This window comes from Solirubrobacter ginsenosidimutans, from assembly GCF_027587205.1.
In genome coordinates, this window is the sequence record NZ_JAPDOD010000028.1 from 1 (window position 1) to 25,633 (window position 25,633).

The window sequence follows — 25,633 nt, forward strand, 5'->3', positions numbered from 1 at the left end:
CGGGGCCGCGCCTCGTGGCGGTCGGCCGGGCGGCGGTTCCCGCGGCGCCGGCGGCGGGTCCTTCTCCGGCGGCCGGGCCGTGCCCGGACCCGAGGCCCGGGGCGGCAGCGCGCGGCCCGGTGGGCCGGCGTTCGTCGACGACGGGCGGGGGTTCGCGGAGTCCCACAGCGGCGCTCGGGCGCCGGACACGGCGCCGCCGATCCCCGAAGGGGCGGTCACTTCGCGGCGGATGGTCATCTACGGGCGCAACCCGGTCCGGGAGGCGCTGCGGGGCAAGCGCAAGGTGCACCGGATCTGGGCGACGTCCGCCGAGGGGTGGGGATCGGCGAAGGTGACGATCGCCACGGCCGAGGAGATCGAGGAGCGGGCCGAGAGCGACGCCCACCAGGGCGTCTGCGCGCTCGTGGACCCGTACCCGTACTCCGACGCGACCGAGTTGCTCGCGAACATCGACGCCCCGCTGTTCGTCGCGCTCGACGAGATCACCGACCCGCAGAACCTCGGCGCGATCTGCCGCACCGCAGAAGCCGCGGGCGCGACCGCGGTCGTGATCCCCGAGCGCCGTAGCGCCGAGGTCACCCCCGCCGTGTGCAAGGCGTCGGCGGGCGCGGTCGAGCACATCCCGATCTGCCGCGTGAAGAACCTCGCGGACTTCCTGGCCGAGGCCAAGGAGAAGGAATGCTGGGTCTACGGCGCGGCGGCCGGCGGCACGACGAGCTACGACCAGCCGGACTACACGGGCGGCGTCGTGGCGGTCCTCGGGGCCGAGGGCAAAGGCCTGCGACCGCGGGTTGCGTCGATGTGCGACGACCTCGTCGCACTGCCGCTGCTCGGCCGCATCGAGTCGCTCAATGTGAGCGCCACGGCAGCGGTCCTTCTGTACGAGATGTTGCAGCAGCGGCTTGACACCTCGACATAAGCGTGCCAACCTCGCCCACATAAACGTGAGCTTGAGGGTAAGCGATGACCCTCAAGCTCTCGGTCATTCGGCGCCGCGGGAGGTGTGCGCCACAAGCGATTCAGCCCTGGGAATGGGCTGAGAAGGGCATGCGCTCGTGGCTAGACTCTCACCCACAAAGTCTCAAGCTCAACTTCAGCTTGATGATGGTTACCTCCTCGCACTGGCGCGACAGGGAAGCCATGACGCGTACGACCGGTTGGTTCGGCGTTATGCCTCCTTCGTGCGGTTGAAGGCGTCGTCCTACTTCCTGGTCGGCGGCGACAGCGAGGATCTGATCCAGGAAGGCCTGGTCGGCCTCTACAAGGCGATCCGGGATTTCCGCCCGGACCGCGAGTCGTCGTTCCGCAACTTCGCGGAGCTCTGCATCACCCGCCAGATCATCACCGCGGTCAAGACCGCGACGCGCAACAAGCACACCCCGCTCAACGGCTACGTGTCGTTCAGCGCGACGCCGGCCGGGTCCTCGGAGTCAGAGCCCAGCCTCGACGAGATGCTCCCCGGCTCGACCGTGCACGACCCGGTCAACCAGGTCATCTCCTCCGAGGAGCTGCGCTCGCTCGTGGCCTGCCTGTCGACGGTCCTTTCAGAGCTCGAGTCGCGGGTCCTCGGCCTCTACCTCGACGGCTACTCCTACACGTCGATCGGCGAGAAGCTGGGCTGCGACTGCAAGACGGTGGACAATGCGCTTCAACGCGTCAAGCGCAAGGTCGGCGCGCATCTGCAATCTCGCGCAGTTTTGAACTAAAGGCGCTCATACTCTCTTCATGCTCTGGCTCATCATCCTGGTCGTCTTCGCCGTACTGATCGGCGGCGGCATCTACGCCCGCAACCGCCAGCTCGCCCGCTCACGCCCCGCGTTCGAGCGAGCTCTGGCTCAGGTCGACCGCGACCTCGCCAACGCCGCGGCCACCGACCGCGGCTGGGACCGCGGGGTCTTGGAGGCCGCCGTGCGCCGGATCAGCACCGAGCAGTTCGGCGCCGAGCCCCAGGAGCTGACGCTGGTCGAGGTGATCGACCGCCCGGGGACCGACGAGGACCAGGCGGTCTTCGACGTCACCGCGAGCGGCACCCACCACCGCGTCGTCCTCGGTCGCCGCGACGGCGACTGGGTTCCCGCCGCCTGAGCCTCAGGCGGCGCGCCGCGGGGCGACCCGCGGCCGCCGGTGCTCGATCGCGTCGAGCTCGGCTCGCACGTCGGCGAACGAGTCCGTGACCACGAGCGAGCGGACGTCGTCCTCGACGACGTTCCCATCGCGCCGGACCGTGTTCTCGAGCCAGTCGGTCAGCCCGCTCCAGTACGCCGAGTCGAACAGGACGATCGGGAAGTAGCGGATCTTCTGCGTCTGGCGCAGCGTCGCCGCCTCGAAGGCCTCGTCCAACGTCCCGAACCCGCCCGGGAAGACGACGAACCCGCTCGCGTAGCGGACGAACATCACCTTCCGGGTGAAGAAGTAATGGAACGTCACGCCGACGTCGACGTACTCGTTCAGCGACTGCTCGTGCGGCAGCTCGATGCCGAGCCCGACCGAGATCGCCCCCGCCTCGCGGGCGCCCCGGTTGGCCGCCTCCATGATCCCCGGCCCGCCGCCCGTGACGATCGCGTAGCCCTCCTCGCCCAGCTGACGGGCGAGGCGCCGCGCGGCCTCGTAGCGGGGATGGTCGCGCGGCGTGCGGGCGGAGCCGAAGATCGAGACCGCCTTGCCCACGTGCGAGAGCGCGCGAAAGCCGGCCCGCAGCTCGTCCTGGATGCGCAGCAGGCGCTGCGCATCCGTGAACTCGGAGAGGACCGCGGTGGTCTCGGCCTCGAGCAGCTCCTCGTCGTCGGAGGTCGCGGGGCGTGGGTCGTGCGGAGGCTGGGTCAACACGCCAACTGTAGGGCGCGTCAGCGCGCTTTCGCCCCGTTCGGGCGCACCTGCTGCCACGCGAACGCGCCGCACAACAGCAGCAGCCCGAGCCCGACCAGCGACCCGACGCGATACAGCGACTCCAGCGACGCGAGGTCGTAGAGGAAGACCTTCGAGACGGTCAGCGCGAGCAGGGCGAACGCGGCCTGGCGCAGTTGCCGGTCGTCGATCACCAGGCCGCGGATCAGCGCGCCGACACCCGCGAGCGCCCACAGGACGCTCAGCAGCGTCTGGCCCGTGAGGGTCGGCCCGGCGGCCGTGACGACCTCCACGCTCGCCAGGTACAGCACGGTCACGGCGGCGGCGGTCTCGAGGATTCGCCGGCCGTCCGGGATGCGCAGGTCGACGCGGCTGACCATGAACAGCGCGGCGGCGGACGCGGCGAGGCCACCGGCGGCGGCGAGCGGGGCGTCGAGGCCCACGAACAGCGCGTCCGGCGTCGCCAGCGTGCCGAGCGTGTGGGTGAGGCTCAGGAGCGCGAAGCCCGCGGCCGCCCAGGCGGCGTACGGATCGTCGTGGCGGCGCGCGAAGGCGGCGAGCGCGAGCGCCTCGGCGGCGAGCGTGGCGGCGAGCGCGGCGCCCTCGAGCGCCAGGCCCGTGAAATGCGCGACGGCGGTCAGCGCGAGCGTGTCGAGCCAGATCCGGTAGCGCTGGCCGGCGAGCCGGCCGCAGGCCCAGGCGACGACGGCGATCGCGCCCGCTGCGGCCAGCGCCGTACCCGAAGCGAGCGGGCCGCTCAGCTGCGTGACGGGCGCGTCGAACGCCAGGCCCTGGAAGGCGGAGAGCGCGATCTGGCCCAGCAGGCCGCCGATCGCGAGGATGCGGTCCGCGCGGCGGGCGGCCTCGTCGTCGGCGGGGCCGATGACGGTGTCGACGAGCTTGGTGAACGGGCTCGGCGTGTCCGAGCGGGCGCCGAGGAGGGCGGCGAACGGCAGCGCGGAGAGCGCCCAGCCGAGCACGAGCGGCAGGCCCGTCGCGATCGACGCGAACGCGATGTTGGCGAGCACGACGCCGATCGAGAGGACGATCAGCGCGAGCTCGCGGGAGATCCGCCTGACGTGCGTCAGGGCGAGACCGAGCCCGATGTGCGCGAGCGCGAGCCCGACGAGCCACGGCTCGCCGTCCAGGGCGCCCCAGCCGACCGCGGCGAGCGTGGTGGCGTTGAGGGCGAGCAGGGTGACGGCCAGCGGGTGGGTGTGCAGGCGCGGGCGCGGGCCGATGACGACCGGGTGCGCGCCGCGGCGGTTGAACTCGATCCCGAGCGCGAACGCGGCGGTCAGCGCGCCGAAGACGATCAGCGCCGGCAGCGAGGCGGTGTCGAACGCGACCCACGTGACCCACTGCATCGTCGTCACGACGTACGCGAAGACGCCGAGGTCCGTCCAGCGCTGGGAGCTGACGACGCCGATCGTCGCCGCGAACGCGATCGCGAGGAAGACCATGCCGCCGCCGTCGAACGCGGCCAGCGCGGTGGGTGCCGACAGCGCGCCGAGCAGGCCGAGCCAGCCCATGACCTGCGCGCGCCAGTGGATCGCGAGCCACGTCGCGAACGCGCCGGTGGCGAACGCGCCGGCGAACGCGAGTGGGACGGGAACGAGGTGGTAGACGGGGCCGGCGACGACGAGCGTGCCGAACAGTCCCGCGATGCCGACCGCGGCCGCGGCGAGCGACGCCTCGGTCTGACCCTTGCGCTCGCGCAGCCACACGCCCGCGCCGAGCAGCCCGGCGGAGACGACGCCGGCGAGCGCCGTGCGCGCGCCCTCGCCGATCCACCCGCGCGAGACCGCGATCGTCAGCAGGAACGCGAGCCCGGCGAGGACGGCGACACCGCCCAGCCACGCGAGCAGGCTGCCGCCGACGAAGTCCTCGAAGTCACGCTTGGGCGCCTCGGGCGAGAGCTTGGCCGGGACGGGGCGGACCGGGATGAGCGGCGTGGAGGCGCGGCCGGACATCGACGCGGCGCCACGCGCCCAGACGGGCGGGGCCTGCGAGGCCCTCGCGGCGGGCGGTGCCCCCACGTACTCCGGGCCCGCGTGCGGCGGGGCGAGGCGCTCCGCGGCGCGGGCCGCCGCCACGTACTCCGCGCCCGTGCGCGGCGCGGCCGCACTGGCCTGGTCGTCCTCCCACCACGCCCGGCGTCGTGCCGGCGGGTGCTCCTCCAGTCGTGCGACGCGTTCCTCAAGCGCTGCGAGCCGATCCTCTGCGACCATCACCACTCCTTTGTTGACCGTCGGTCGATACCGGCACCATACACTCTTGTTGACCGACGGTTACCAACTTGTCGACCGATGGTCAGCTAATGTTCGATACGTGACCCCCGAGCCCGCCTACACGCGCCTGGACGTCGACGAGCGGCGGCGCAGGCTGCTCGAGCTCGGCGCGGACCTGTTCACCCGCTTCGCGTACGACGAGCTGTCGATGGCGAAGATCGCCAAGGAAGCGGGGATCTCGAAGGCGCTCCTGTACCACTATTTCCCCTCCAAGGAGGCGTACTTCGTCGCCACGCTGGAGGAGAAAGCGGAGGAGCTGGCGGCGCGCACGGCGCCGGATCCGGCGCTCGAGCCGTTCGAGCAGCTCGCCGGCTCGCTCGACGCCTACCTGGGCTGGATCGAGGAGAACGCGAGCAGCTACGACAAGATGATCCGCTCGGCGGGAGCGGTGTCCGAGGTGCGGGCGATGCTCGACCGCGTGCGCGGGGACACCGCGCAGCGCATCGTCGACGGGCTGCGCGGGGACGGGCCGGCCTCACCCGCGCTGAGGACGGCCGTGCGCGGGTGGCTGGGGTTCATGGACGGCGCCTGCCTGGACTGGATCGCGCACGATCGCGACCTCGCCCGCGAGGCGCTCCACGGGCTCCTGCTCGGCACCCTGATGGGCGCCGTGTTGGCCGCCGAAGGGGCGGCCGAGGAAGCTACTTAGGCGCCTTGATCGCGTCGAGGTCGACGACGAAGACGAGCGGGGCGTTCGGGGGGATCGGCCCGCTGCCCTGGGCGCCATACCCCAACTCCGGCGGGATGATCAGCAGGCGGCGACCGCCCTTCTGCATGCCGGCGATGCCCTGATCCCAGCCGGGAATGACCATGCCGGCGCCGAGCGTGAACGTGAACGGCTGGCCGCCGCGGTCCCACGACGCGTCGAACTTGGTGCCGTCCTGGAACAGCACGCCCGAGTACTGCATGTCGACGCTCTGACCGGCCGTCGCCTTCGGGCCGGTGCCCTTCTTGATGTCCTTGATCATCAGGGTGGTCGGCGCGGTGCCGCCCTTCGGCACCGTGATCTTCGGCTCGGCGCCGAGCTTGCCGCTCACCTTCACGCCCGCGTCGCCCTCCTTGATCGCGCCCGCCGCGTCGGTGGGCGCCTCGGTCGCCGCCTCCGTGGGCGCTTCAGTCGGCGCCTCGGTGGCGGTCTCGGTGGGCGCGGCGGCGGATTCGCTCGAGGATGAGGAGTCGTCACCGCACGCCGCGAAGGCGAACACGGCGAGCAGGAGTGGCAGCGTGAGGAGGTATCGGCGCATGGCGGTCGGCAAGGGTAGCCATCCACGCCCCGACCCGACTGAAGGATTGGCTTAAGCGGGAGGGGCCGCCGACGGCGGCATCGGCCGCTCAGGCGCCGACACCATCGGAGATCGGAACCGGTCGCGCGGTTCCATCGTGGTCAAGCAGCGCGGGCACTGATCACCGCGCATGTAGGTCGCCGTGGCAGGCACGGTCAGCTTGCACTCGGGGCACTGCATATAAGCCATGGAAAAGTCCTCTTGGTCAGGGAGGGACCAGACCAACGATAACCCGTTTGTTCGCGTCCAACAAACCTCAGCGATCGGTGCCGAAGATCCGGTCGCCCGCGTCTCCAAGCCCAGGGCGGATGTAACCGGTTTCGTCCAATTCCCGGTCTATCGCGGCCGTGATGATCGAGACATCCGGGTGCGCCTCGCGGAGCGCGGCGACGCCCTCGGGCGCGGCCACGAGACAGACGAAGTGCAGCCGCTGAGCGCCCGCGCGCTTCAGACGCGCGACCGCCTGCACGCCCGACCCGCCCGTCGCGAGCATCGGGTCCACGACGAACACCTCGGCGTCCTCGACCCCGGACGGGATGTTCTCGTAGTACCCGACCGGCCGCAGGGCCTCCTCGTCGCGGTACATCCCGAGATGCCCGACCCGCGCCTCGGGCACGAGCCGCAGGAACCCGTCCACCAGCCCCAGCCCCGCGCGCAGGATCGCCACGACGAACACCTCGTCGGCCAACCGCACGCCCGACGTGGTCTCCAGCGGCGTCTGGACCGAGACCTCGGCACCGCGCAGCCCGCGCATCGCCTCATACCCGAGGATCAGCGCCGCGTCGGTCATGGTCTCGCGGAACACGCGATGCGGCGTGTCCTTGTCACGCAGGATCGAGAGCAGCCGCCGCAGCAGCACGTGATCGACCACCGTCACCCCATCCATGCGCAGGAACGTACTAGTGTCGGGCCCATGGCCGCGCCGCGCCGCAACATCGAGCTCAAGGCGTCGGACCCGGACCCCGAGCGCTCACTGGCCGTCGTTCTCGGCCTCGGCGCTCGCGATCGTGGGCTCCTGCGCCAGCGGGACACCTACTTCCGCGTCACCACCGGTCGCCTCAAACTGCGTGAGGAGGACCCCGGGGGCGCCGTGTTGATCCAGTACGACCGCGTCGACGCCGACGAGGCGCGCGAGAGCCGGTACCGGCTGATCCCGATCGAGGACCCCGGGGCGCTGAAAGCCGCCCTGGAAGCGAGCCTCGGCACGCTCGCGGTGGTCGAGAAGGAGCGTCACCTGCTGCTGTGGCAGAACGTGCGCATCCACCTCGACAAGGTCAAGGACCTCGGGAACTTCCTCGAGCTCGAGGGCGTCGCGACCGCGGACTCCGACCTGGCCGACGAGCTCGAACGCGTCACCCGCCTGACGGAGGCGCTGGCGATCCAGCCCGAGCGCATCCTGCGCAACTCCTACTCCGACCAGGTCGTCGGCTCCTCCGCGCTCGTCGACGCCGCCCGCCAGGTGATGGAACGCGCCCACGCGCCGTATTCCCGCTACCGCGTCGGCGCCGCGCTGCGCGCCGAGGACGGCTCGATCCACGTCGGCGCCAACGTCGAGAACGCCGCCTACCCGCAGGGCCAGTGCGCGGAGGCCTCGGCGATCGGGGCCCTGATCGCGGCGGGCTGCAAGCAGATCACGGAGGTCGCGGTGATCTCCGACGGCGAGGACTTCTGCGTGCCGTGCGGCGGCTGCCGGCAGCGGCTGCGCGAGTTCATCGTCCCCGGCGCCGAGATCCACGTCTGCGCCAACAACGGCGCGCGCCAGACGACGACGCTCGACGCGCTGCTCCCGCGCTCCTTCGGCCCGGAGTTCCTCCCCGGGTGAGACGCCTCGAGGACTTCACGCCCCGCCTCGGGATCATCCTCGGCTCCGGCCTGGGTGGCCTGGCGGACGCGCTCACCGACCCCGCGCGGTTCCCCTACGCCGACCTCGACGGCTTCCCGCAGCCGACCGTCGCCGGCCACGGCGGGACCCTGCACATGGGCGAGCTCAACGGCCTGCCGGTCGCGGTCTTCCAGGGCCGCAAGCACATCTACGAGGGCGGCGATCCCGGCGCGATGCGGGTGCCGATCCGGGTCCTGAAGACGCTCGGCGCCGAAGCGCTGCTCGTGACCAACGCGGCGGGCAGCCTCCGCGCGGAGGTCGGCCCGGGGCGGCTGATGGCGATCTCGGACCACATCAACCTGCTCGGCGTCAACCCGCTCACGGGGCCCAACGACGACGCGGTCGGCCCGCGCTTCCCGAGCCTCAGGGACGCGTACGACCCCGCGCTGCTGCAGCGGCTGCGCGACGCCGCGCACACGCTCGACATCGACCTCGCGGAGGGCGTCTATCTCGCCACCGCCGGCCCGACGTTCGAGACCCCGGCGGAGATCCGGATGTTCCGCACGGTGGGCGCGGACGCGGTGGGGATGTCGACCGTCCCCGAAGTGATCCTCGCCCGTCATGCCGGGCTGCGCGTCGCCGCGGTCTCGGCGATCACGAACCTCGCCGAGGGCATGGGCGGCGAGGAGCTCTCGCACGAGCAGACGTTGCGCAACGCCGAGGTCGCGGCGCGCGACCTCATCCGGCTGGTCGGCAAATTCGCGGAGGACTATTGACTTTCCTGGCACCTGAGGTCATCCGGCGCAAGCGCGACGGGAGCGCGCTGACGGCGGAGGAGATCTCGTTCCTGGTCGGCGGCATCACCGACGGCGGGCTCTCCGACGCCCAGGTGGGCGCCCTGGCGATGGCGTTCTTCCTGCGTGGGCTCGACGCCGGCGAGCGGATCGCGCTCACCACCAGCATGCGGGACTCCGGGACGGTCCTGGAGTGGGAGCTCGACAAGCCCGTCGTCGACAAGCACTCCACGGGCGGCGTGGGCGACAAGGTCTCGCTGATCCTGGCCCCGATCCTGGCGGCCTGTGGCGCCGCGGTGCCGATGATCTCCGGCCGCGGCCTCGGCCACACCGGCGGGACGCTCGACAAGCTCGACAGCATTCCCGGCTACCAGTCGGTTCCCGCGACCGAGGTCATCCGCCGCGTCGTGCAGGAGGCCGGCTGCGCGATCGTCGGCCAGACCGCCGACCTCGCGCCCGCGGACCGCCGCCTCTACGCGGTCCGCGACGCCACCGGTACCGTCGAGTCGATCCCGCTGATTGTCGCCTCGATCCTGTCCAAGAAGCTCGCCGAGGGTCTCGACGCGCTCGTGCTCGACGTCAAGACCGGCTCCGGCGCGTTCATGGCGCGTCGCGACGAGGCCCAGCAGCTCGCCGAGGCGCTGGTCGAGGTCGCCAACGGCGCCGGGCTGAACACCGTCGCGCTGATCACCGACATGGACGAGGTGCTCGGCACGACCGCGGGCAACGCGCTCGAGGTGCGCGAATCGATCGACCATCTCACCGGCGCGTCGCGGGAGGCCCGCCTGCACGAGGTGACCCTCGCGCTGGCCGCCGCCGCGCTCGTCCAGGCCCGCCTGCACCCGGACGAGGAGTCCGCGCGCGCCGCCGCGCAGGCGACGCTCGACGACGGCAGCGCCGCGGAGCGCTTCGGCGCGATGGTCACCGCGCTCGGCGGGCCGGCCGACCTCCTCGAGAACGCCGGAAGCCATCTCCCGCACGCCAGCGTGACCAAGCCGGTCGCGCCCGAGCGGCCCGGCTACGTGACCCGCGTCAACGCCCGCGCGGTCGGCCTCGTCGTCACCGGCCTGGGCGGCAACCGCCGGCGCGAGGACGACCAGATCGACTACGCGGTCGGGCTGAGCCGAGTGGCGCCGATCGGGGCCGAGGTCGGCCCGGACCGCCCGCTGGCGATCGTGCACGCGCGCGGCGACGCCAGCGCCGAGGAGGCGGCGGTCGCGCTGCGCAAGGCCGTGCAGGTCTCAGACGAGCCGCCCGCCGAGCGCCGGGTGCTACTGGGCCGCGTATGAAGCTCCCGCTCGCCGAGCTGCATGTCCACCTCGAGGGAACGGCGCCGCCGGCGTTGATCCAGAAGCTCGCCGACCGCAACGGCCTGAAGGTCCCCGACGGCGTCTTCGCCGGGCCCGATCGCTTCCGCTGGGTCGACTTCCTGGACTTCCTGAACACGTACGACCTCGCGGCGAGCGTGATCCGCACCGAGCAGGACTACCGCGACGTCACCTACGAGTACCTGATGAGCTGCGCGGCCGACGGCGCGATCTACATCGAGCTGATCGCCTCGCCCGACCACGCCGCCAACGTCGGGCTGAGCGACGCCGAGCACTTCGGCGGGATCGCGCAGGGCATCGACGACGCGCGGCGCGACTCCGGCATCGAAGCCCGGATCCTGGTCGTCGCCGTCCGCAACTTCGGCGTCGAGCGAGCGGTCGAGATCGCCCGCGCCTACGCCGACGATCGCCACCCGTACATCGTCGGCTTCAACCTCGCGGGCGACGAGGCGGGCTACGGCGCGGCGCAGTTCGCGCCGGCGTACGAGATCGCCTCGCGCTCGGGCCTCGGCTGCACGGTCCACGCGGGCGAGCACGACGGGGCCGGTTCGATCCGCCAGGCGCTCACGCTCCCCGGGGTCACGCGCATCTCCCACGGCGTGCGCGCGGTCGAGGATCCGGAGCTGGTGAAGGAGCTCGCCGACCGCGGGTTGATCCTCGAGGCGTGCCCCACTTCCAACGTCGCGACAAAGGTGTTTTCCGGATACGAATCCCACCCATTGAGGGCGCTTCACGAAGCCGGTGTGAAGCTCACGTTGGGTTCTGATGACCCTCCCTATTTCGGCGCTACGATCGCCGGCGAGTACGCCGTCGCGCGGGAGCGCTTCGGTTTCGAGGAGGGTGAGTTGGAGACGATCACGCGGACGGCAGTCCAGGGGTCCTTCGCGGAGGATGCGGTGAAGAGCGCCCTGCTCAATCGAATTACTGCCACAAGCGACCGACGCACCGAATAGGCTCGCGCCGGTCGCGTTCTTCGACAAAAGGAGTTCCGGCCGTGCGCCGTCCTCTTCATCTACTCGCCCTGCTGCTCCTCGTGGGGTCCTGCGCGGTCGTAACCGCCTGCGGCAGTGACGACTCCGACTCCGGGACCTCATCCGGTTCCAGCGGTAGTGCAGCGACGAGTACCCCCGCCCCCAAGTCGATCAAGGTCGGGTTGGTCACCGACATCGGCGGCCTCAACGACCGCTCGTTCAACCAGCTCGCCAACCAGGGCCTGGAGCGCGCGAAGTCCGAGCTCGGCGTCGAGACGCGCGTGCTCGTCTCCAAGTCCAACGCCGACTACGTGCCGAACCTCTCCACGCTCGCGCAGCAGAAGTACGACCTCGTCATCGGCGTCGGGTTCCTGATGGCCGACGCGATGGACACGGTCAGCTCGAAGTTCCCCGACACGAAGTTCGCGATCATCGACGTCGACGCCACCGGCCTCAAGAGCAAGCCGGCCAACGTGTCCGGCGCGCTGTTCAAGGAGCAGGAGGCGGGCTACCTCGTCGGCTACATGGCGGGCCTGTACCTGAAGGACAACGGCGGCGGCACCGCCGGCTCGGTCGGCGGCCAGAAGATCCCGCCGGTCGACCACTACATCGCCGGCTACCAGGCGGGCGTGAAGGCGGCCGACCCGGACGCCAAGACCGTCAACGCCTACTCGCAGAAGTTCGACGATCCGGCACCCTGCAAGGAGATCGCGCTCGACCAGATCTCCAAGGGCGCGAAGGTCATCTTCCAGGTCGCCGGCGGCTGCGGTCTCGGCGCGCTGGACGCGGCCAAGGAGAAGAGCGTCCAGGGCATCGGCGTCGACGCCGATCAGGCCTACCTCGGAGCCCACATCATGACCTCGGCGCTCAAGAAGGTCGACAACGCCGTCTATGACGAGATCAAGGCCGTTCAGGGCGGGACGTTCAAGGGCGGCGACAACACGATCTTCGACGTCAAGTCCGGCGGCGTGGGGATCGGCGACACCAACGACGTGGGCGCCAAGTACGCCGACCAGGTCAAGGCGATCCAGGACAAGATCGCCTCCGGCGAGCTGACCGACATCCCAAATACGGTCAAGTAAGCAGTGGCTGACGCGCCCGCGCTAGAGCTCCGTGGCATCACCAAGCGGTTCGGACCATTGGTCGCGAACCGCTCGGTGGACTTCGAGCTGCGCCGTGGGGAGATCCACGCGCTGCTCGGGGAGAACGGCGCGGGCAAGTCGACCCTGATGAACGTCCTCTACGGGCTCCACCAGCCCGACGAGGGCGAGATCCTGCTGGGCGGCGAGAAGGTGGAGATCCGGTCGTCCAGCCGTGCCATCGGCCTCGGCATCGGCATGGTGCACCAGCACTTCATGCTCGTGCCGGTGATGACGGTCGCCGAGAACCTGGTGCTCGGCGCCGAGCCCAAGAAGGGCCCGCTGCTCGACTACAAGACGGCCGCCGCGCGGACGCGCGAGCTGTCGGAGCGCTTCGGCCTCGCGGTCGATCCCGACGCTCGCGTGCAGGACCTCGGCGTGGGCGCGCAGCAGCGGGTGGAGATCCTGCGCGCGCTCTTCCGCGGAGCGAAGGTGCTCGTCCTGGACGAGCCGACCGCGGTGCTCACCGCCCAGGAGGCGCAGGACCTGTTCGTCGTCCTGCGCAACCTCAAGGCCGAGGGCACCGGGATCATCTTCATCTCGCACAAGCTCAACGAGGTGCTCGACGTCGCCGACCGGATCACGGTCCTGCGGCGCGGCGAGAAGGTCGACACGGTGCCGGCGGAGGGTGCGACCGAGCGCTCGCTGGCGACGCTGATGGTCGGCCGCGACGTGCTCCTGCGCGTCGAGAAGGACGACGTCAAGCCCGGCGAGACGCTGCTCTCGCTGACGGGGGTCTCCGCGCGCGACGACCGCGGCCTGCCGGTCGTGCGCGACGTGTCGCTGGACGTGCGGGCGGGGGAGATCGTCGGCCTGGCGGGCATCGACGCCAACGGCCAGAGCGAGCTGATCGAGACGATCATGGGCCTGCGCAAGCCCGACGAGGGGACGATCATGGTCGCCGGCCACGACGTCACCCACGAGGGCCCGCGCGCCACGCTCGCCTCGGGCGTGAGCCACATCGCGGAGGATCGCCACCGGCGCGGTCTCGTGCTCGAGTTCGACCTCGCCGAGAACCTCTGCCTGCGCGAGTACAAGTCTCCGGCCTTCTCGCAGCACGGCTTCCTCTCGCCGAAGAAGATGGTCGCCCGCGCGCGCAAGCTGCTCAAGGAGTTCGACGTCCGCGGCGGTGCCCCGGAGACGCGTGCGGGGTCGCTGTCGGGCGGCAATCAGCAGAAGGTCGTGATCGCCCGCGAGCTCAACGCGGACCCGCAGGTGATCATCGCCGCGCAGCCGACGCGCGGGCTGGACGTGGGCGCGATCGAGTTCGTGCACCGGCGGCTGGTCGAGGAACGCGACGCGGGGCGGGCGGTGCTGCTCGTCTCACTCGAGATGGAGGAGATCCGGTCCTTGAGCGATCGTGTACTGGTGATCTACGAGGGGCAGATCGTCGCCGAGATGCCGCCTGAGTCCTCCGAAGAGGACTTCGGGATGATGATGACCGGCGGCGGCCGTGGTGTCGGTAAGGACTCGGCTTGAGCGACGTCGACGACGAACTCCCGCCCGACGCGACCGTCGCGGCGAGGCTCGCCACCTACGTGCGCGCGGGTGGCGTCGTCACCCCGCTGATCACCCTGCTCGTCGCGTTCATCGTCGGCGGCCTGGTGGTGCTGATCACCGGCCACGACCCGATCGCCACCTACAAGGCGATCTTCAACGGCACCGGGCTGAACTGGTTCTTCCCGTGGGTCACCGGCGCCGACCGCGCGCTCGCGGCGGTGAACCTGCAGCAGACGCTGATCGTCACGACGCCGCTGATCCTGACCGGCCTGGCGGTGGCGTTCGCGTTCCGCTGCGGCCTGTTCAACATCGGCGGCCAGGGGCAGTACATCGTCGGCAGCGTCTTCGCGGTCTGGGTCGGCTCGTCCTTCGAGGGCATGCCGAGCCTCCTGCACATCCTCTTCGCGATCGTCGCCGGGATGCTCGGCGGCGCCTTCTGGGCCGGCATCGCCGGCCTGCTGAAGGCGCTCACGGGCACCAACGAGGTGATCACGACGATCATGCTCAACTGGATCGCGATCTGGACGGGCAACTACCTGTTCAGCCTCGGCGGCCCGCTGCAGAACTCCAACCCGACGCAGAAGGACGTCCCGGTCTCCAACGACGTCGTCGCGGGCGCCAGGCTGCCGGTCTTCTGGGGCGACCCGGACCTGCAGGGCCTGCACGTCGGCCTGTTCATCGCGATCGCGGCGCTGCTCGTCTTCTGGGTCCTGCTCAATCGCACGACGCTCGGCTTCGAAGTGCGCGCCGTCGGCTTCAACCCGGACGCGGCAGAGGCCTCCGGCATCTCCGTCGCCCGCAACTACATCGTCGTGATGGCGATCTGCGGCGCGTTCGCCGGCCTTGCGGGCACGCTCGACGTGCTCGGCTGGCAGTTCCGGATCGCCACCAACGACATCCAGGCCAGCCAGCTCGGGTTCTTCGGCATCGCGGTCGCGCTGCTCGGGCGCAACACCGCACTCGGCACGTTCTTCAGCGCGCTGCTGTTCGGCGGCCTGATCACCGGCACATCGGTGCGCAACCTGGACCCGACGGTGTTCGAGCCGGCGCTGGCCACGAACCTCACGTACATGATCCAGGGCCTCGTCGTCCTGCTCGTCTCGACGGACGTCCTCGTCCTCTACCTGTGGCGGCTGCGGCGGCGCAAGCGCCCGGCCGTCGCTGAGGTCTCCGTATGACTCCGGCAAAACAGGTCGGCTGGGCGGGCGTCGCGCTCGGCTTCCTCGCGTTCTTCATCGCGGTGCCGCCGATCATGGTGCGCTCGCCCGTCGTGATCGCGCTCGTCGCGCTCGCGGGCGTGACCGCGGGCGTGCTCGCCGTGCGCGGGGGCGAGCGGCGGCTCGGCTGGGGCGCGGTCGTCGCGGGCCTGATCGGGATCGCCGGCGGCTACGCGGCCACGCAATCGGGCGAGACGAACCTCAAGTCGGTCGTCGTCTGGGGCGCGCTGCTGGCCTCCACGCTGCGCTACGCCACGCCGCTGACCTTCGGCGCGCTCGGCGGGCTCTTCTCCGAGCGCTCGGGCGTCATCAACATCGCGCTGGAGGGCATGATGCTGATCGGCGCCTTCTTCGGCGCCTGGGGCGCGGACGTCACCGGGTCATGGGTCCTCGGCATCGTGATCGCGATCGCGGCGGGCGCGGTCTTCGCCGCGCTGCACGCGCTGTTCGCGATCACCTTCCGCGCCGATCAGATCGTCTCCGGCACCGCGCTGAACCTGCTGGCGGTCGGCATCACGGGCTACCTCTACGTGCAGATCTACGGCACCGACGGGACGCCGGACGACCTTCCCCGCGTGCCGGACGTCAACCTGCCGATCAAGTCGGTGCCGTTCTTCGGCGACGTCTTCGGCTCGCTGAACCTGCTGGTGTGGCTCGCGCTGGCGATGGTGCTGGTGACGTGGGTGGTCGTCTTCCGGACGGCCTGGGGGCTGCGGCTGCGCTCCGCCGGCGAGAACCCGCTGGCGGCGGAGACGGCCGGCCTGTCGGTCGTCCGCACGCGCTATCTGGCGGTGATGGTCAGCGGCGGCCTGGCGGCGCTCGGCGGCGCGTTCCTCTCGATCGGGTTCCTGCACACCTTCTCCCAGAACATGACCGCGGGGCGCGGCTTCATCGCCTTGGCGGCGCTGATCTTCGGGCGCTGGCGCCCGGGCACGGCGCTGCTCGCGACGCTGCTCTTCGGGTTCGGCTCGGCGCTCGCCCAGGCCCTGCCCGTGTTCTCCCCGTCGGGCGCCGTGCTCTTCCAGGCGCTGCCCTACGTGCTGACGCTGATCGCCGTCACCGGCCTGATCGGTCGCTCGATCCCGCCGCTCGCGCTCGGTCGTCCGCTCCCGAAATCGTGACCCGGCGGCGTCCGGCCGACGTACAATCGGTCAGGCATGAAGTCGTGGAGGGCGGTTGCAGCTCTGGGTCTGGTGGTCGCCGCGTGCGGCTCCACTAAGCCCAACCGCCTGGACCTGACGACTCCCGGCGCCCACACGGGCGACCCGCTGCCGGCCGCCACCGCGGCGCCGAGCGCGACCGCGACCGCCACGCCGGAGGCCAGCGCGACGCCCAGCGCCGGCAAGGTCACGGCCGCGGAGAAGCGGATCATCAAGGGCTGGTCCGACAGCCTGCGCAAGGGCCAGGTGGAGGCGGCGTCGCGCTACTTCCAGATCCCGGTGCTGATCTCCAACAACACGCCGGGCTACATCATCCTCGGCACGCAGGACGAGGTCATGGAGTTCAACCGGACGCTGCCGTGCGGCGCGAAGCTGATCAGGACCCGTCGCGGCGCGGACGGCTTCGTCGTCGGCGACTTCAAGTTGACCGAGCGCAAGAACTCCCCCGAGCCGTGCGGGACCGGGGTCGGCGCGACGGCGTCGGTGGCGTTCCAGATCGACAAGGGCCACATCACCAAGTGGGTGCGGGTCGTCGAGGCGAGCGAGCAGGACCCGATGGGGACGCCCACGCCCGACGCGAGTCCGACCCCGGAGCCGACGATCAGCTGAGCGCGCTCAGCGGAAGCTCGGGCTGAGGTAGCGCCCGCCGCCGCTGACCGCCTCGAGCCCTTCGATCAGCTCCGGCAGGCCGCCCTCTTTGAGGACGATCCCGTCGGCGCCCGCCTGCAGGACGTCGTGCAGCTCGGTCGGATCCGTCGTCGCCGTGAAGACGACGAGCTTGGTGTTCGACCCGCACTCGGCGAGCCGGCGGATCAGCGCGTCGCCGCCGCCCTCGGACGCGAGGTGCAGGTCGACGACGGCGATGTCGGGGGCCGTCTCGAGAACGAGCGCGGCGCCGGTCTCGGCGGTGCCGGCGACGCCGGTCACCTTCCAGCCGAGGCGGGTGAGGACGTCACGCAGGAAGATCCGCAGCGCGCCGTGGTCCTCGACGATCGCGACGCGGCGTACGGGGGTCAGCTCGGGGGTCATCACACGCATCATCGGCAGCCACGGGGCGAACCGTGACCGCCGATTGCGTGAATGCGGCTCGCGTCGCTCAGCCGAGGACGCGGCGGACGGTTATGACTTCGTAGACCGACCCGCGGGTCACGCTCGACGTGCCCTTGAACGAGTAGCGCACGCGGTAGGTGCCCCGGGCGAGCCGGAAACGCAGCGTGAAGGTGCCCTTGCTGTTGATCTTGGGCTTCCCGAGGGTGCGGAACCGCTTGCCCTTCTTGCCCTTCGCGACGGCAACCGTCACGCGGCTGCCGGCCGCGGTGGCCTCGCGCACCGCGCCCCGGAGCTGGTAGCTCGGGCCGCGCGGGTCCGGGAACGAGACGTCCGAAAGATCGAACGGCGCGACCAGCGTGATCGTCACGGGCGGGCTCCAGCTTGTGAAGTAGTCACCGAACTGGGCGCGCGCCACCATCGTGTATTGCCCGGGGCCGGTGAAGTTCCAGAAGCGGATCTTGCCCGTCGTGTCGACGATCGCGGTCTCGCTCGGACCGGAGATCGAGCCGTCCGGCGCGAGCACCGCGCCCTTGGCGAAACGCACTTCGTAGTTCTGCGCACCGGGGTTGCCCGCGAAATCGATCAGGTGCGTGTTCGTCGTCAACGTGTTCGCGGGGCGCGTCATGAGCGGCCCGGCGGGCGGGACGATCCCCACCGACGCGGCGGTGGTCCACTGATACGACGAGGTCGAGATCACACTACCCGTGCAGCTGGAGCCGCTGAACAGCTGGACGTTGAGCGTGTAGGTGCCATTGCCGCGGTAGTTCACGCGGCTGCTGTCGTTCTGCAGCGTGCTCCAGCAGTACTCCGAAGCGGCCAAAGCGCCGGTCGGGTCGCTGACGGACCACTTCCAGGACTTCTGCGCGCCCGGCGTCACCTGGACCGCGGCGGTCGCGCCCATGAAGCGGTACGTCGGCACCGCTCCGGCCGTCAGCGGCGCCGGCTGTCCATCGTCACCGGTGACCGTCGCCGACACTGCCGCGTTCGCCGTCGCCGGCCCGCAAAGCGCCGCCGCGACGATCGCCGTCGCGAGGAACCTTCCCCCTGACTTCATCCTGCCTCCTGCCGTAAATCGATCCGTCGTCTACTTGGCCCAAGATCCTGGCGAACGATTCGCCAGCTTCAAGACCCAACCGCCAAGATGGGCCGCCGGACCCATGCCCGTCCTCGTCGACCCCCTCCGCCACTACGCCCACGTCCGCCTCGCGGTGAAGGACTGGTGCCACATGGCCGTCGACGGGTCCTTTGAGGAACTGCACGCGTTCGCGGCAGGGCTCGGCATTCCGCGCCACCGCTTCCAGGGCGACCACTACGACCTCCCGCCGTGGCTGCGCTCGCGCGCGGTGGAACTCGGCGCGGAGGAGGTCCCGACCGCGGAGCTGCTCGTCCGCATGGCGGGCCCGCGCGGCGACCGGGCCCGGCGCCGGGCCGCACGCACCGTAAAGTCCGCCGCGATGACCGAGCAGCCCTACTTCGACGACTCCGGCGAGCCGTCCGATGCCGCGGGGATCTTCGTCCGGCCGACCGAGGACGTCGCGCCGCTGGAGCTCATCCCCGGCCTGCGCTTCCAGCCCGTCACGACCGACGCCGTGATGACGAACTTCGTCACGTTCGAGCCCGGCGCCGACGCCGCGATGCACCACCACTTCGAGCAGCAGATCGCGATCGTCGTCTCGGGCGAGCTGACGTTCACCGTCGGCGCCGAGACCCGGGTGATGCGCCCCGGCGACCTGGTCGTCATCCCGCCGCACGTCCCGCACGGGGGTTTCGCCGGCCCCGAGGGCTGCGTCGCGATCGACGTGTTCACGCCGCCGCGCCAGGGCATCGCGCGGGCGATGGAGTGAAAAGCCGGAGACGGGATTCGAACCCGTGACCTACCGCTTACAAGGCGGTTGCTCTGGCCAGCTGAGCTACTCCGGCGAAGACGGGCAGTGTAGGCGCGTCAAGGTCTGGTGGTCGTCGACCGATTAACCGGCTTGTGTCTGTATACGTTCGCCCGGAAGTGGGTCGTGGGTCTGCGCTCGAAGCGCTGGTTGAGGCCGCAGCCGGGATCCTGGCGGCGGACTCGCTGGAAGGGACGCTGGGCCGCATCGCGCACCATCTGCGCGCGCTGCTGCACTACGACGACCTGACGGTGTATGAGATCGACGAGGCGGCGAGCCTGCTGCGGCCCGTCTTCGCGGTCGGTGACTGGGTCGACGAGGTGCTCGCGAACCCGATCCCGCTCGGGACCGGCATCACCGGGTGGGTGGTCGAGCATCGGCGCACCCGCAACGTGCCGAACGTGTGCGAGGACCCGCTGTCGAACGTCGTCGCCGGCACGCCTGATGAGCCCGAGGCCTTCGTGTGCGTGCCGCTGCTCGCGCGCGAGCGGGTGCTGGGTGCGCTGAACGTGTATCGCAACGGCATCGATGCGGCGTTCACGGACGAGGAGGTCGAGCTGGTCGAGCGCTTCGCGACGATGGCCGCGCTCGCGTACGACTCCGCACGCCAGCGCGAGACGCTGCGCGAGCAGGTCAAGCGCGACGGGCTGACGGGGCTGCTCAACCACCGCGCGTGTCACGAGCGGCTGGGCCAGGAGCTCGAGGCGGGTGCGACGGTGGCGATCGTCTGCCTCGATCTCGACCACTTCAAGGTGATCAATGACGAGCTCGGGCACGCGGAGGGCGATCGCGTCCTTGCCGCGACCGCGGAGCGGCTGCGGTCGGTCGTGCGCTCGTCCGACGTCGTGGGCCGGCTCGGGGGCGAGGAGTTCGTGCTGATCCTCCCGGGGGTCGATGCCGAGGCCGCTGAGGATTGCGCCGAGCGTGCGCGGGCGGCGCTGGCCGAGCTGACGGTGCGCGGACGGCCGCTGGCCGCCTCGGCGGGTGTCGCGGTCTCGCCGCTGGACGGCGTCGAGCCGAGCGAGCTGCTCGCCAACGGCGACACGGCTCTGTACTGGGCCAAGCGCACGGGGCGCGGGCGGACGGTCCGCTACGTGGCGGGTGCGGTGCGGCCGGAGGCGCAGCAACGCCACGAGATCGCGACGCTGCTCGAGCAAGGGCCGCGCGCGTTGCGCATCGTGTTCCAGCCGGTCGTCGAGCTGGCCACGGGCCGCCCGGCGGGCTATGAGGCGCTCACCCGCTTCGAGGACTCACGTGGGCCCGACGAATGGTTCGCGCAGGCGCACCGGGTCGGGCTGGGGGAGGAACTCGAGGCGCTCGCGCTGCGCTCCGCCCTCGCCGTGGGTGGCCGGCCCGAAGGGACCTTCCTCGCCTTGAACGTCTCGCCGCGCGCGCTGCTCTCCGCTCCTGTGCGCTCAGCGCTCCCTGACGATCTCACCGGGATCGTGGTCGAGCTCACCGAGCACGAGCTGTTCGGCGCCGAGGGCGAGCTCGAGGCGGAGCTGGTCGCGCTGCGCGCTCGCGGTGCCCGGGTCGCGTTGGACGACGCGGGCGCGGGTTATGCCGGGCTGCAGCAGATCATCCGGATCGCTCCCGACATCCTCAAGCTCGACCGCGCGCTGGTGCACGGCGCGCACGCCGACGGCTCGCGCCAGGCGCTGCTTGAGGCCTTGATCGGCTTCGCCGGGACCACCGGCGCCGCGGTCTGCGCGGAGGGTGTCGAGGATCTCGACGACCTGCGCGCGCTCGTGGCGCTCGACGCCACCTACGCGCAGGGCTACGGCCTCGCCCGCCCGGGCCCGCCGTGGCCGGCGCCGCTGCACGGTGCCACCGAGGCGGGTGCGTCGGAGATCCGTGCCGGGCTGCGCGTCTCGATCGCGCCGCGCGGTGCGGCGGGCGCCTTCGCGAGCGGAATGGCCGACCTCTCCGACGACCTCGCCGCGGCGACGACGATCGCCGACCTCGACGCGGCCATCGGCCGCGCCGCGGGCATCCTGCGCGCCGACGACGTCGCGCTGATGCAGGTCGACCGCGAGACCGACTCGCTCGTCCTGCTCTCCGCGCACCACGCCAACCCGGCGGGCATGCACTGGCCGCTGGCCGACTTCCCCGCCACCCGCTACGTGCTCGACAACCGCATCCCGGGCCAGGTCGTCGTCGGCGACGAGGCGGGCGACCCGGCGGAGCTCGCCGAGCTCGAAGCCCTCGGCATGGCCACCGTCCTGATCGTCCCGATCGTCTTCGGCGGCCGCGAGCTCGCCGTCCTCGAGGTCTACCGCGTCCTGCCGCAGGCCTTCACCGCCCGCGAGGTCGACCGCGCCCGCGTGCTCTCCCAGCAGTTCGGCGCAGCCCTCGACCGCCTCGCCTGAAACCTAAACCCAACTTAAGGGGTCTGGCCCCTTATCTCGCGCTTAGGTTTCGCGCGGCTCGCTGCGGTCCAGTGTGGGGCCAAATCCGACCTAAAGGCCACCTAAGGGGTCTGGCCCCTTAGGTGGGGTTTAAGTTCAGCGGCGGATGAGGACCGGGGTTCCGCGGGGGGCGAGTTTGAGGAGGCGGTCGAGGGTGTGCTGGGCGACGCGGATGCAGCCGTGGGAGGCGGCGGTGCCGAGGGGTGAGCCGAGCTTCTCGTAGGCGTGGAAGGCGGTCTGGGGGATGCCGCCCTGGTAGCGGGCGAGTGCGCGGGAGTAGGCGGCGATCGCGAGGATGCGGCGGCCGAGGTTGCTGTCCGCCGGCTGGTTGACCGGGGCGTCGATCGCGAACTGGCCGACGGGGGTGGGCGTGGAGGGGGCGCCGATGACGGCGCGGGCGCGCAGGAGCGCCTTGCCCGCCTCGCGGATCGTGACGGTGCGCGAGGAGAGGTCGACGACGACCCGGCGGGTCGTGCGGGCGAGCTTGACGCGGTCGGCCTCGATCCACCCGCTCGAACCGGCGGGCATCTGCTTGAGCAGGACCTTGAGGTAGTCGACGCCGTCGACGGTCTTCGCGTCGAGCACGAGCAGCACGTTCGGGCCGCCCCAGTAGGGCGCGTGGCGCCCGAAGGTCTGCAGGGCCGCTCCCTCGCCGGGACGCTCCAACGCGTCCACCGGCTCGAGCACCCGTGCAGTCCACGCGGACTTCGCCCCGGGCTGCGGGTGTGCTGGGAGCTCAACGGCCTGTGCCGCCGCCGGGAAGGCGACGGCACAGGTCACAGCGAGCGCACAGGCCGCGCGCAGGCGGCTCATGCGGGAGGCGCGCATCAGCCGGTGAAGCGCGGAGCCTGCTTCGGGGCGGCCTCCTTCTTGGCGGCCGCCTTCGGGATGCGGATCACGACGTGCTCCTGGCGGGTGGCCTTGGAGCCGTCCGTGAAGGTCGTGTTGACGGTGAGGGTCGCGTGGATCAGCCGGATGCCGCGCTTCTGGGCGGCCTTGATGAACGCCGGCGACAGCTTGAGCTTGATCTCGCGGACCTTGCCGGCCGCCACACGGACGCCCGAGAAGCGGGCGACGGTCTGGGTGGCGACGGCCGCGGCGCGGACGGTCTTGTTCTTGAGCAGGTCGTCGGTCGAGATGACGACGGTGCCGTCGAGCGTGCACGCGACGCCGTTCGGGCAGCGCAGCGGCACGGTGACCGTGCTCGGGCCGCCGGCGCTGGACGTCGTGGCGGTGAAGGTCGTCTTGGCGTTCGGCGGCAGCGTCGCGCCCGACGGCGGCGTGCTCGTGGGCGCGGCGACGCCCGTGGCGGTCAGCGCGACTTCAGGCGAGCCCGCGTCGCTGGCGATCGTCAGCGCGCCGGTGGCGTCGCCCGTGGCGGCCGGCGCGAAGGCGAGCGTGATGACGCAGGACGCGCCCGCGGCGAGCGTGTCGGCGCAGGTGCTGGAGGCGATTGTGAACGGGCCGCTGACGGTCACGCCGCCCAGGCTCAGCGTGCGGGTGCCGCTGTTGGTCACCGTCACCTGCTGCGTGCCCGTGGCGCCGACCTTCACCGAGCCGAAGGCGAGCGTCGAGCTTGAGGTCGAGATTCCCGGAGCGGTGACCTCGAAGTCGTCCGTGCCCTGCGACGTCGTCAGGAAGCTGTCGTCGTTGCCGACGTAGGACGCCGTCACGGTGTGCTTGCCGCCGGCGGCCGGAGCGACCGACGTCTTGCAGGTCGCGATGCCGGTCTCGAGGTCCACCGGGCGCAGGAGGCAGCCGGCGATCGGCGCGCCGTCGAGGGCGAAGTCCACGGTCTCGACCGGGGCGCCGCAGCCCCCGGCGCACGCCGACGAGACGCCGCCGTCCGGCGGGCGCGGCGTGGTCTTGGCGATGTAGGTCATCGTCGCGCCCGGGTCGGCGAGCTTGGGCGACGCGGTGACGACGGTCTTCGACGGCGTGGCGACCGGCAGGTACAGGTACTTCGGCGACGGGTCGTACTGGCCGAATCCGGAGTACAGCGAGCTGATGGAGTGATTGCCGGCCGTGACCGGCGCGGTCGTGGTACAGGTCGTGACGCCGTTGGTGAGCGCAAGCGCAGCACAACCCGCGACCGGCTGGCTGTCCTGGAAGACCGTGACCGTGCCGCCGCTGGGGACCGGCGAGACGGCGACGGTGTAGACGACGGGACCGCTGACGACCAGCGGGCTCACCGAAGGCGTGATCGTCGTGGTCGTCGGGATGTTGATCGTCGCCAGCGCGGCGGGCGTGCCGAGCGCGGCGAGGGCGATTGCAGCCGCGGCGGTGGCGCGCGCGAGCTGCAGCAGGGTCCGTCGGTTCAACTTGATGTCCTTCAGCGAGAAGAGGCGGCTACCGTGCCGCCCGGATGTCCCCGCTATCGACCCGATGCCGGGAAACCCTGAGGCGGGCGTCCCCCGTCTGACGGAATCGCCCTCAGCGGGCGCGCCACCACGCCAGCGTGTCGCGCAGCGTCTGCTCGAGCGAGATCTCCGGTCGCCACCCGGTGGCGGCGGTGAGCTGGTCGTTGGCCCCGCGGATCTCGAAGACCTCGTGCGCGCGGACCTTGGCCGGGTCGATCTGGTGGTCGACGGCCACGCCCGCGACCTCGCCGAGGGCGACGAGCAGCTCGCGCGCGGACCGCGACACGCCGGAGCAGACGTTGTAGAGGCCCGGCTCGCCCCGCTCGGCCAGCGTGCGGTAGGCGCGCACGACGTCGCGCACGTCGGTGAAGTCGCGCCGCGTGTCCGGGCTGCCGGTGACGATCACGATCGGGTCGGCGCCGGCCTCGAGACCCTCCGCGAACTGGCGCGCGAAGTTGGCGATCGCGTAGATCGGCTCCTGCCCCGGGCCCGCGTGGTTGAACGCGCGGGCGTGGATCACCCGCAGGCCGTACCCGTCGGCGTAGAAGCGGGCGAGCAGCCCGCTCGACGCCTTGGAGACCGCGTACGGGTTCTGCGGGCGCAGCGGATGCGACTCGGTCGTCGGGACCGTCTCCGGCGGCCCGTACTCCTCGCCGGAGCCGACCGAGACGACGACCGCCTCGGGCGCCTCGTGGCGTACTGCCTCCAGCAGCGCGGACGTCATGGCGACGTTGTCGGCGAGCGTGCCGATCGGGTCCTCCCACGACATGCCCACGTGCGCGCGCGCGGCGAGGTGGAAGACCGCGTCCGGGCGGGCGCCGGCGACGAGCGTGCGTGCGGCCGCGGGGTCGCGCAGGTCGAGCTGGGACGAGGGCGGCGCGGCGACGACGTCGTCGCCCGCGGCCTCGCAGGCGGCGACGAGATGGCGTCCGGCGAAGCCGGTTGCCCCGGTGATGAGGACGCGTCTACTCATCCCAGTCCTGGGGGGAACGACGGGTCGGCGCTCACGGTCAGTTCAGAGACACGACGTACTCGGCGTGGCCGTGGCCGTTTGAGGCTGCGGCGGCCGGGTCGATCGGGCTCGGTTCGGAGTCGGGCGGGTTCAGGCGGCGTTCGAGCTCGCCCAGGACCGTGCCGAAAAGCAGGTGACGCCAGGTGGCCTGGGCGAACGCCGCGCCGGAGCCCCACAGCTGGGGGAGGTCGTCGGCGGCCGGGTGGAACCGCGACAGGGCCGCCGTTCCCGGCCACGTCGCGAGGTGCTCGGCGAGGCCGGCGAGCGGCCCGCGCAGCACGCCCGGGACCGGCAGCGCGCGACCCGCGTTCGCGTACAACGCGCCGAACACCGCGCCATTGGCGACGTGCAGCGCGAGCCCGAGCGGGTACGCCGCGCGCCCGTTGGTCACGAAGCGCCCGAGCAGCTCCACGTCGTCGTAGTCGACCCCGAAGACACGCTGGTCGAGCGGCTGCTGCGCCGCCCACACTGCCGCGGCGGCGGCGCCGGCGAGTGCGCCTCTGAGAGTTCGGGTTCGATCCAGAGCCATCCCGCGACTGTAACGCCCCGGGACGCCTCGGTGTACGGAATC

25 protein-coding genes and 1 tRNA gene are annotated in these 25,633 nt (G+C 71.4%); 15 read left to right on the plus strand and 11 right to left on the minus strand.

The annotated features are described in order from the left end of the window. The 3 genes from rlmB to OM076_RS26170 form a co-directional block, all read left to right on the plus strand. On the plus strand, positions 1-919 hold a 919-nt coding region (rlmB, locus tag OM076_RS26160), incomplete at its 5' end, for a 23S rRNA (guanosine(2251)-2'-O)-methyltransferase RlmB (protein WP_270043051.1). Between the two features lie 136 nt (positions 920-1,055). Beyond that, positions 1,056-1,706, plus strand: coding sequence for an RNA polymerase sporulation sigma factor SigH (gene sigH / locus OM076_RS26165; RefSeq protein ID WP_270043052.1), 651 nt, complete (start codon positions 1,056-1,058; stop codon positions 1,704-1,706). A 19-nt stretch (positions 1,707-1,725) separates the two neighbouring features. Beyond that, on the plus strand, positions 1,726-2,085 hold the full coding sequence (locus OM076_RS26170; protein ID WP_270043053.1) for a hypothetical protein: 360 nt from the start codon (positions 1,726-1,728) through the stop codon (positions 2,083-2,085). A 3-nt stretch (positions 2,086-2,088) separates the two neighbouring features. On the opposite strand, the gene OM076_RS26175 is transcribed toward OM076_RS26170, so the two are convergent. Together OM076_RS26175 and OM076_RS26180 are read right to left on the minus strand one after the other, a co-directional pair. After that, the gene (locus OM076_RS26175; RefSeq protein ID WP_270043054.1) at positions 2,089-2,823 is read right to left on the minus strand and encodes an LOG family protein; all 735 of its coding nucleotides are present in this window, start codon (positions 2,821-2,823) and stop codon (positions 2,089-2,091) included. Positions 2,824-2,843: 20 nt separating this feature from the next. Then, positions 2,844-5,075, minus strand: coding sequence for a DUF2339 domain-containing protein (locus OM076_RS26180; RefSeq protein WP_270043055.1), 2,232 nt, complete (start codon positions 5,073-5,075; stop codon positions 2,844-2,846). A gap of 100 nt (positions 5,076-5,175) precedes the next feature. Between OM076_RS26180 and OM076_RS26185 the strand changes: the two genes are divergently transcribed. After that, on the plus strand, positions 5,176-5,784 hold the full coding sequence (locus tag OM076_RS26185; RefSeq protein WP_270043056.1) for a TetR/AcrR family transcriptional regulator: 609 nt from the start codon (positions 5,176-5,178) through the stop codon (positions 5,782-5,784). Here OM076_RS26185 and OM076_RS26190 read toward each other — a convergent pair. Further along, on the minus strand, positions 5,777-6,379 hold the full coding sequence (locus OM076_RS26190; RefSeq protein WP_270043057.1) for an FKBP-type peptidyl-prolyl cis-trans isomerase: 603 nt from the start codon (positions 6,377-6,379) through the stop codon (positions 5,777-5,779). The two genes, OM076_RS26185 and OM076_RS26190, sit on opposite strands and share 8 nt — an antisense overlap. Before the next feature lie 295 nt (positions 6,380-6,674). Next, positions 6,675-7,304 (minus strand): uracil phosphoribosyltransferase, encoded by a 630-nt coding sequence (gene upp, locus OM076_RS26195; RefSeq protein ID WP_270043058.1) that lies wholly within the window; start codon positions 7,302-7,304, stop codon positions 6,675-6,677. A 27-nt stretch (positions 7,305-7,331) separates the two neighbouring features. On the opposite strand from upp, the gene cdd reads away from it, so the two are divergent. The 9 genes from cdd to OM076_RS26240 are packed head-to-tail and all read left to right on the plus strand — an operon-like array spanning position 7,332 to position 16,958. Continuing rightward, entirely contained in the window at positions 7,332-8,240 is a 909-nt protein-coding gene (cdd, locus tag OM076_RS26200; protein ID WP_270043059.1) for a cytidine deaminase, read from the plus strand. Beyond that, the gene (locus OM076_RS26205) at positions 8,237-9,016 is read left to right on the plus strand and encodes a purine-nucleoside phosphorylase (RefSeq protein ID WP_270043060.1); all 780 of its coding nucleotides are present in this window, start codon (positions 8,237-8,239) and stop codon (positions 9,014-9,016) included. Before cdd ends, OM076_RS26205 begins: the two co-directional genes overlap by 4 nt. Further along, positions 9,013-10,323, plus strand: a complete 1,311-nt coding sequence (gene deoA / locus OM076_RS26210; RefSeq protein ID WP_270043061.1) for a thymidine phosphorylase — start codon at positions 9,013-9,015, stop codon at positions 10,321-10,323. The genes OM076_RS26205 and deoA overlap by 4 nt, the downstream gene beginning before the upstream one ends. Continuing rightward, complete coding sequence (gene add, locus OM076_RS26215) at positions 10,320-11,315, plus strand: adenosine deaminase (RefSeq protein WP_270043062.1); 996 nt, start codon at positions 10,320-10,322, stop codon at positions 11,313-11,315. Before deoA ends, add begins: the two co-directional genes overlap by 4 nt. A gap of 41 nt (positions 11,316-11,356) precedes the next feature. Next, a complete protein-coding gene (locus tag OM076_RS26220; protein ID WP_270043063.1) occupies positions 11,357-12,415 on the plus strand; it encodes a BMP family lipoprotein in 1,059 nt (352 codons plus the stop codon). Positions 12,416-12,418: 3 nt separating this feature from the next. Continuing rightward, complete coding sequence (locus OM076_RS26225) at positions 12,419-13,951, plus strand: ABC transporter ATP-binding protein (RefSeq protein WP_270043064.1); 1,533 nt, start codon at positions 12,419-12,421, stop codon at positions 13,949-13,951. Beyond that, on the plus strand, positions 13,948-15,150 hold the full coding sequence (locus OM076_RS26230) for an ABC transporter permease (RefSeq protein WP_270043065.1): 1,203 nt from the start codon (positions 13,948-13,950) through the stop codon (positions 15,148-15,150). The genes OM076_RS26225 and OM076_RS26230 overlap by 4 nt, the downstream gene beginning before the upstream one ends. After that, on the plus strand, positions 15,147-16,310 hold the full coding sequence (locus OM076_RS26235; RefSeq protein WP_270043066.1) for an ABC transporter permease: 1,164 nt from the start codon (positions 15,147-15,149) through the stop codon (positions 16,308-16,310). The genes OM076_RS26230 and OM076_RS26235 overlap by 4 nt, the downstream gene beginning before the upstream one ends. Before the next feature lie 36 nt (positions 16,311-16,346). Then, a complete protein-coding gene (locus OM076_RS26240) occupies positions 16,347-16,958 on the plus strand; it encodes a hypothetical protein (RefSeq protein ID WP_270043067.1) in 612 nt (203 codons plus the stop codon). Positions 16,959-16,964: 6 nt separating this feature from the next. On the opposite strand, the gene OM076_RS26245 is transcribed toward OM076_RS26240, so the two are convergent. Both OM076_RS26245 and OM076_RS26250 read right to left on the minus strand, forming a co-directional pair. Next, positions 16,965-17,378 carry a response regulator gene (locus OM076_RS26245; protein ID WP_270043068.1) on the minus strand — a complete coding sequence of 138 codons (414 nt, stop codon included), beginning with the start codon at positions 17,376-17,378 and terminating at the stop codon, positions 16,965-16,967. A gap of 67 nt (positions 17,379-17,445) precedes the next feature. After that, positions 17,446-18,453, minus strand: a complete 1,008-nt coding sequence (locus OM076_RS26250; protein ID WP_270043069.1) for a hypothetical protein — start codon at positions 18,451-18,453, stop codon at positions 17,446-17,448. A gap of 103 nt (positions 18,454-18,556) precedes the next feature. Here OM076_RS26250 and OM076_RS26255 point away from each other — a divergent pair, with 103 nt between their 5' ends. After that, positions 18,557-19,243 (plus strand): DUF4031 domain-containing protein, encoded by a 687-nt coding sequence (locus OM076_RS26255; protein WP_270043070.1) that lies wholly within the window; start codon positions 18,557-18,559, stop codon positions 19,241-19,243. Between the two features lie 2 nt (positions 19,244-19,245). On the opposite strand, the gene OM076_RS26260 is transcribed toward OM076_RS26255, so the two are convergent. Further along, positions 19,246-19,319, minus strand: a tRNA-Thr gene (locus OM076_RS26260). A gap of 82 nt (positions 19,320-19,401) precedes the next feature. Between OM076_RS26260 and OM076_RS26265 the strand changes: the two genes are divergently transcribed. Continuing rightward, positions 19,402-21,651, plus strand: coding sequence for a sensor domain-containing protein (locus OM076_RS26265; protein ID WP_270043071.1), 2,250 nt, complete (start codon positions 19,402-19,404; stop codon positions 21,649-21,651). A 135-nt stretch (positions 21,652-21,786) separates the two neighbouring features. Here OM076_RS26265 and OM076_RS26270 read toward each other — a convergent pair whose 3' ends face one another. From OM076_RS26270 to OM076_RS26285, 4 genes are all read right to left on the minus strand, one after another. Further along, positions 21,787-22,503 carry a L,D-transpeptidase gene (locus OM076_RS26270; RefSeq protein ID WP_270043072.1) on the minus strand — a complete coding sequence of 239 codons (717 nt, stop codon included), beginning with the start codon at positions 22,501-22,503 and terminating at the stop codon, positions 21,787-21,789. A 14-nt stretch (positions 22,504-22,517) separates the two neighbouring features. Continuing rightward, positions 22,518-24,011, minus strand: coding sequence for a choice-of-anchor D domain-containing protein (locus tag OM076_RS26275; RefSeq protein WP_270043073.1), 1,494 nt, complete (start codon positions 24,009-24,011; stop codon positions 22,518-22,520). A gap of 112 nt (positions 24,012-24,123) precedes the next feature. Continuing rightward, positions 24,124-25,023 (minus strand): GDP-mannose 4,6-dehydratase, encoded by a 900-nt coding sequence (locus OM076_RS26280; RefSeq protein ID WP_270043074.1) that lies wholly within the window; start codon positions 25,021-25,023, stop codon positions 24,124-24,126. A 37-nt stretch (positions 25,024-25,060) separates the two neighbouring features. Beyond that, positions 25,061-25,591, minus strand: a complete 531-nt coding sequence (locus tag OM076_RS26285; RefSeq protein WP_270043075.1) for a hypothetical protein — start codon at positions 25,589-25,591, stop codon at positions 25,061-25,063. Positions 25,592-25,633: the final 42 nt, after the last annotated feature.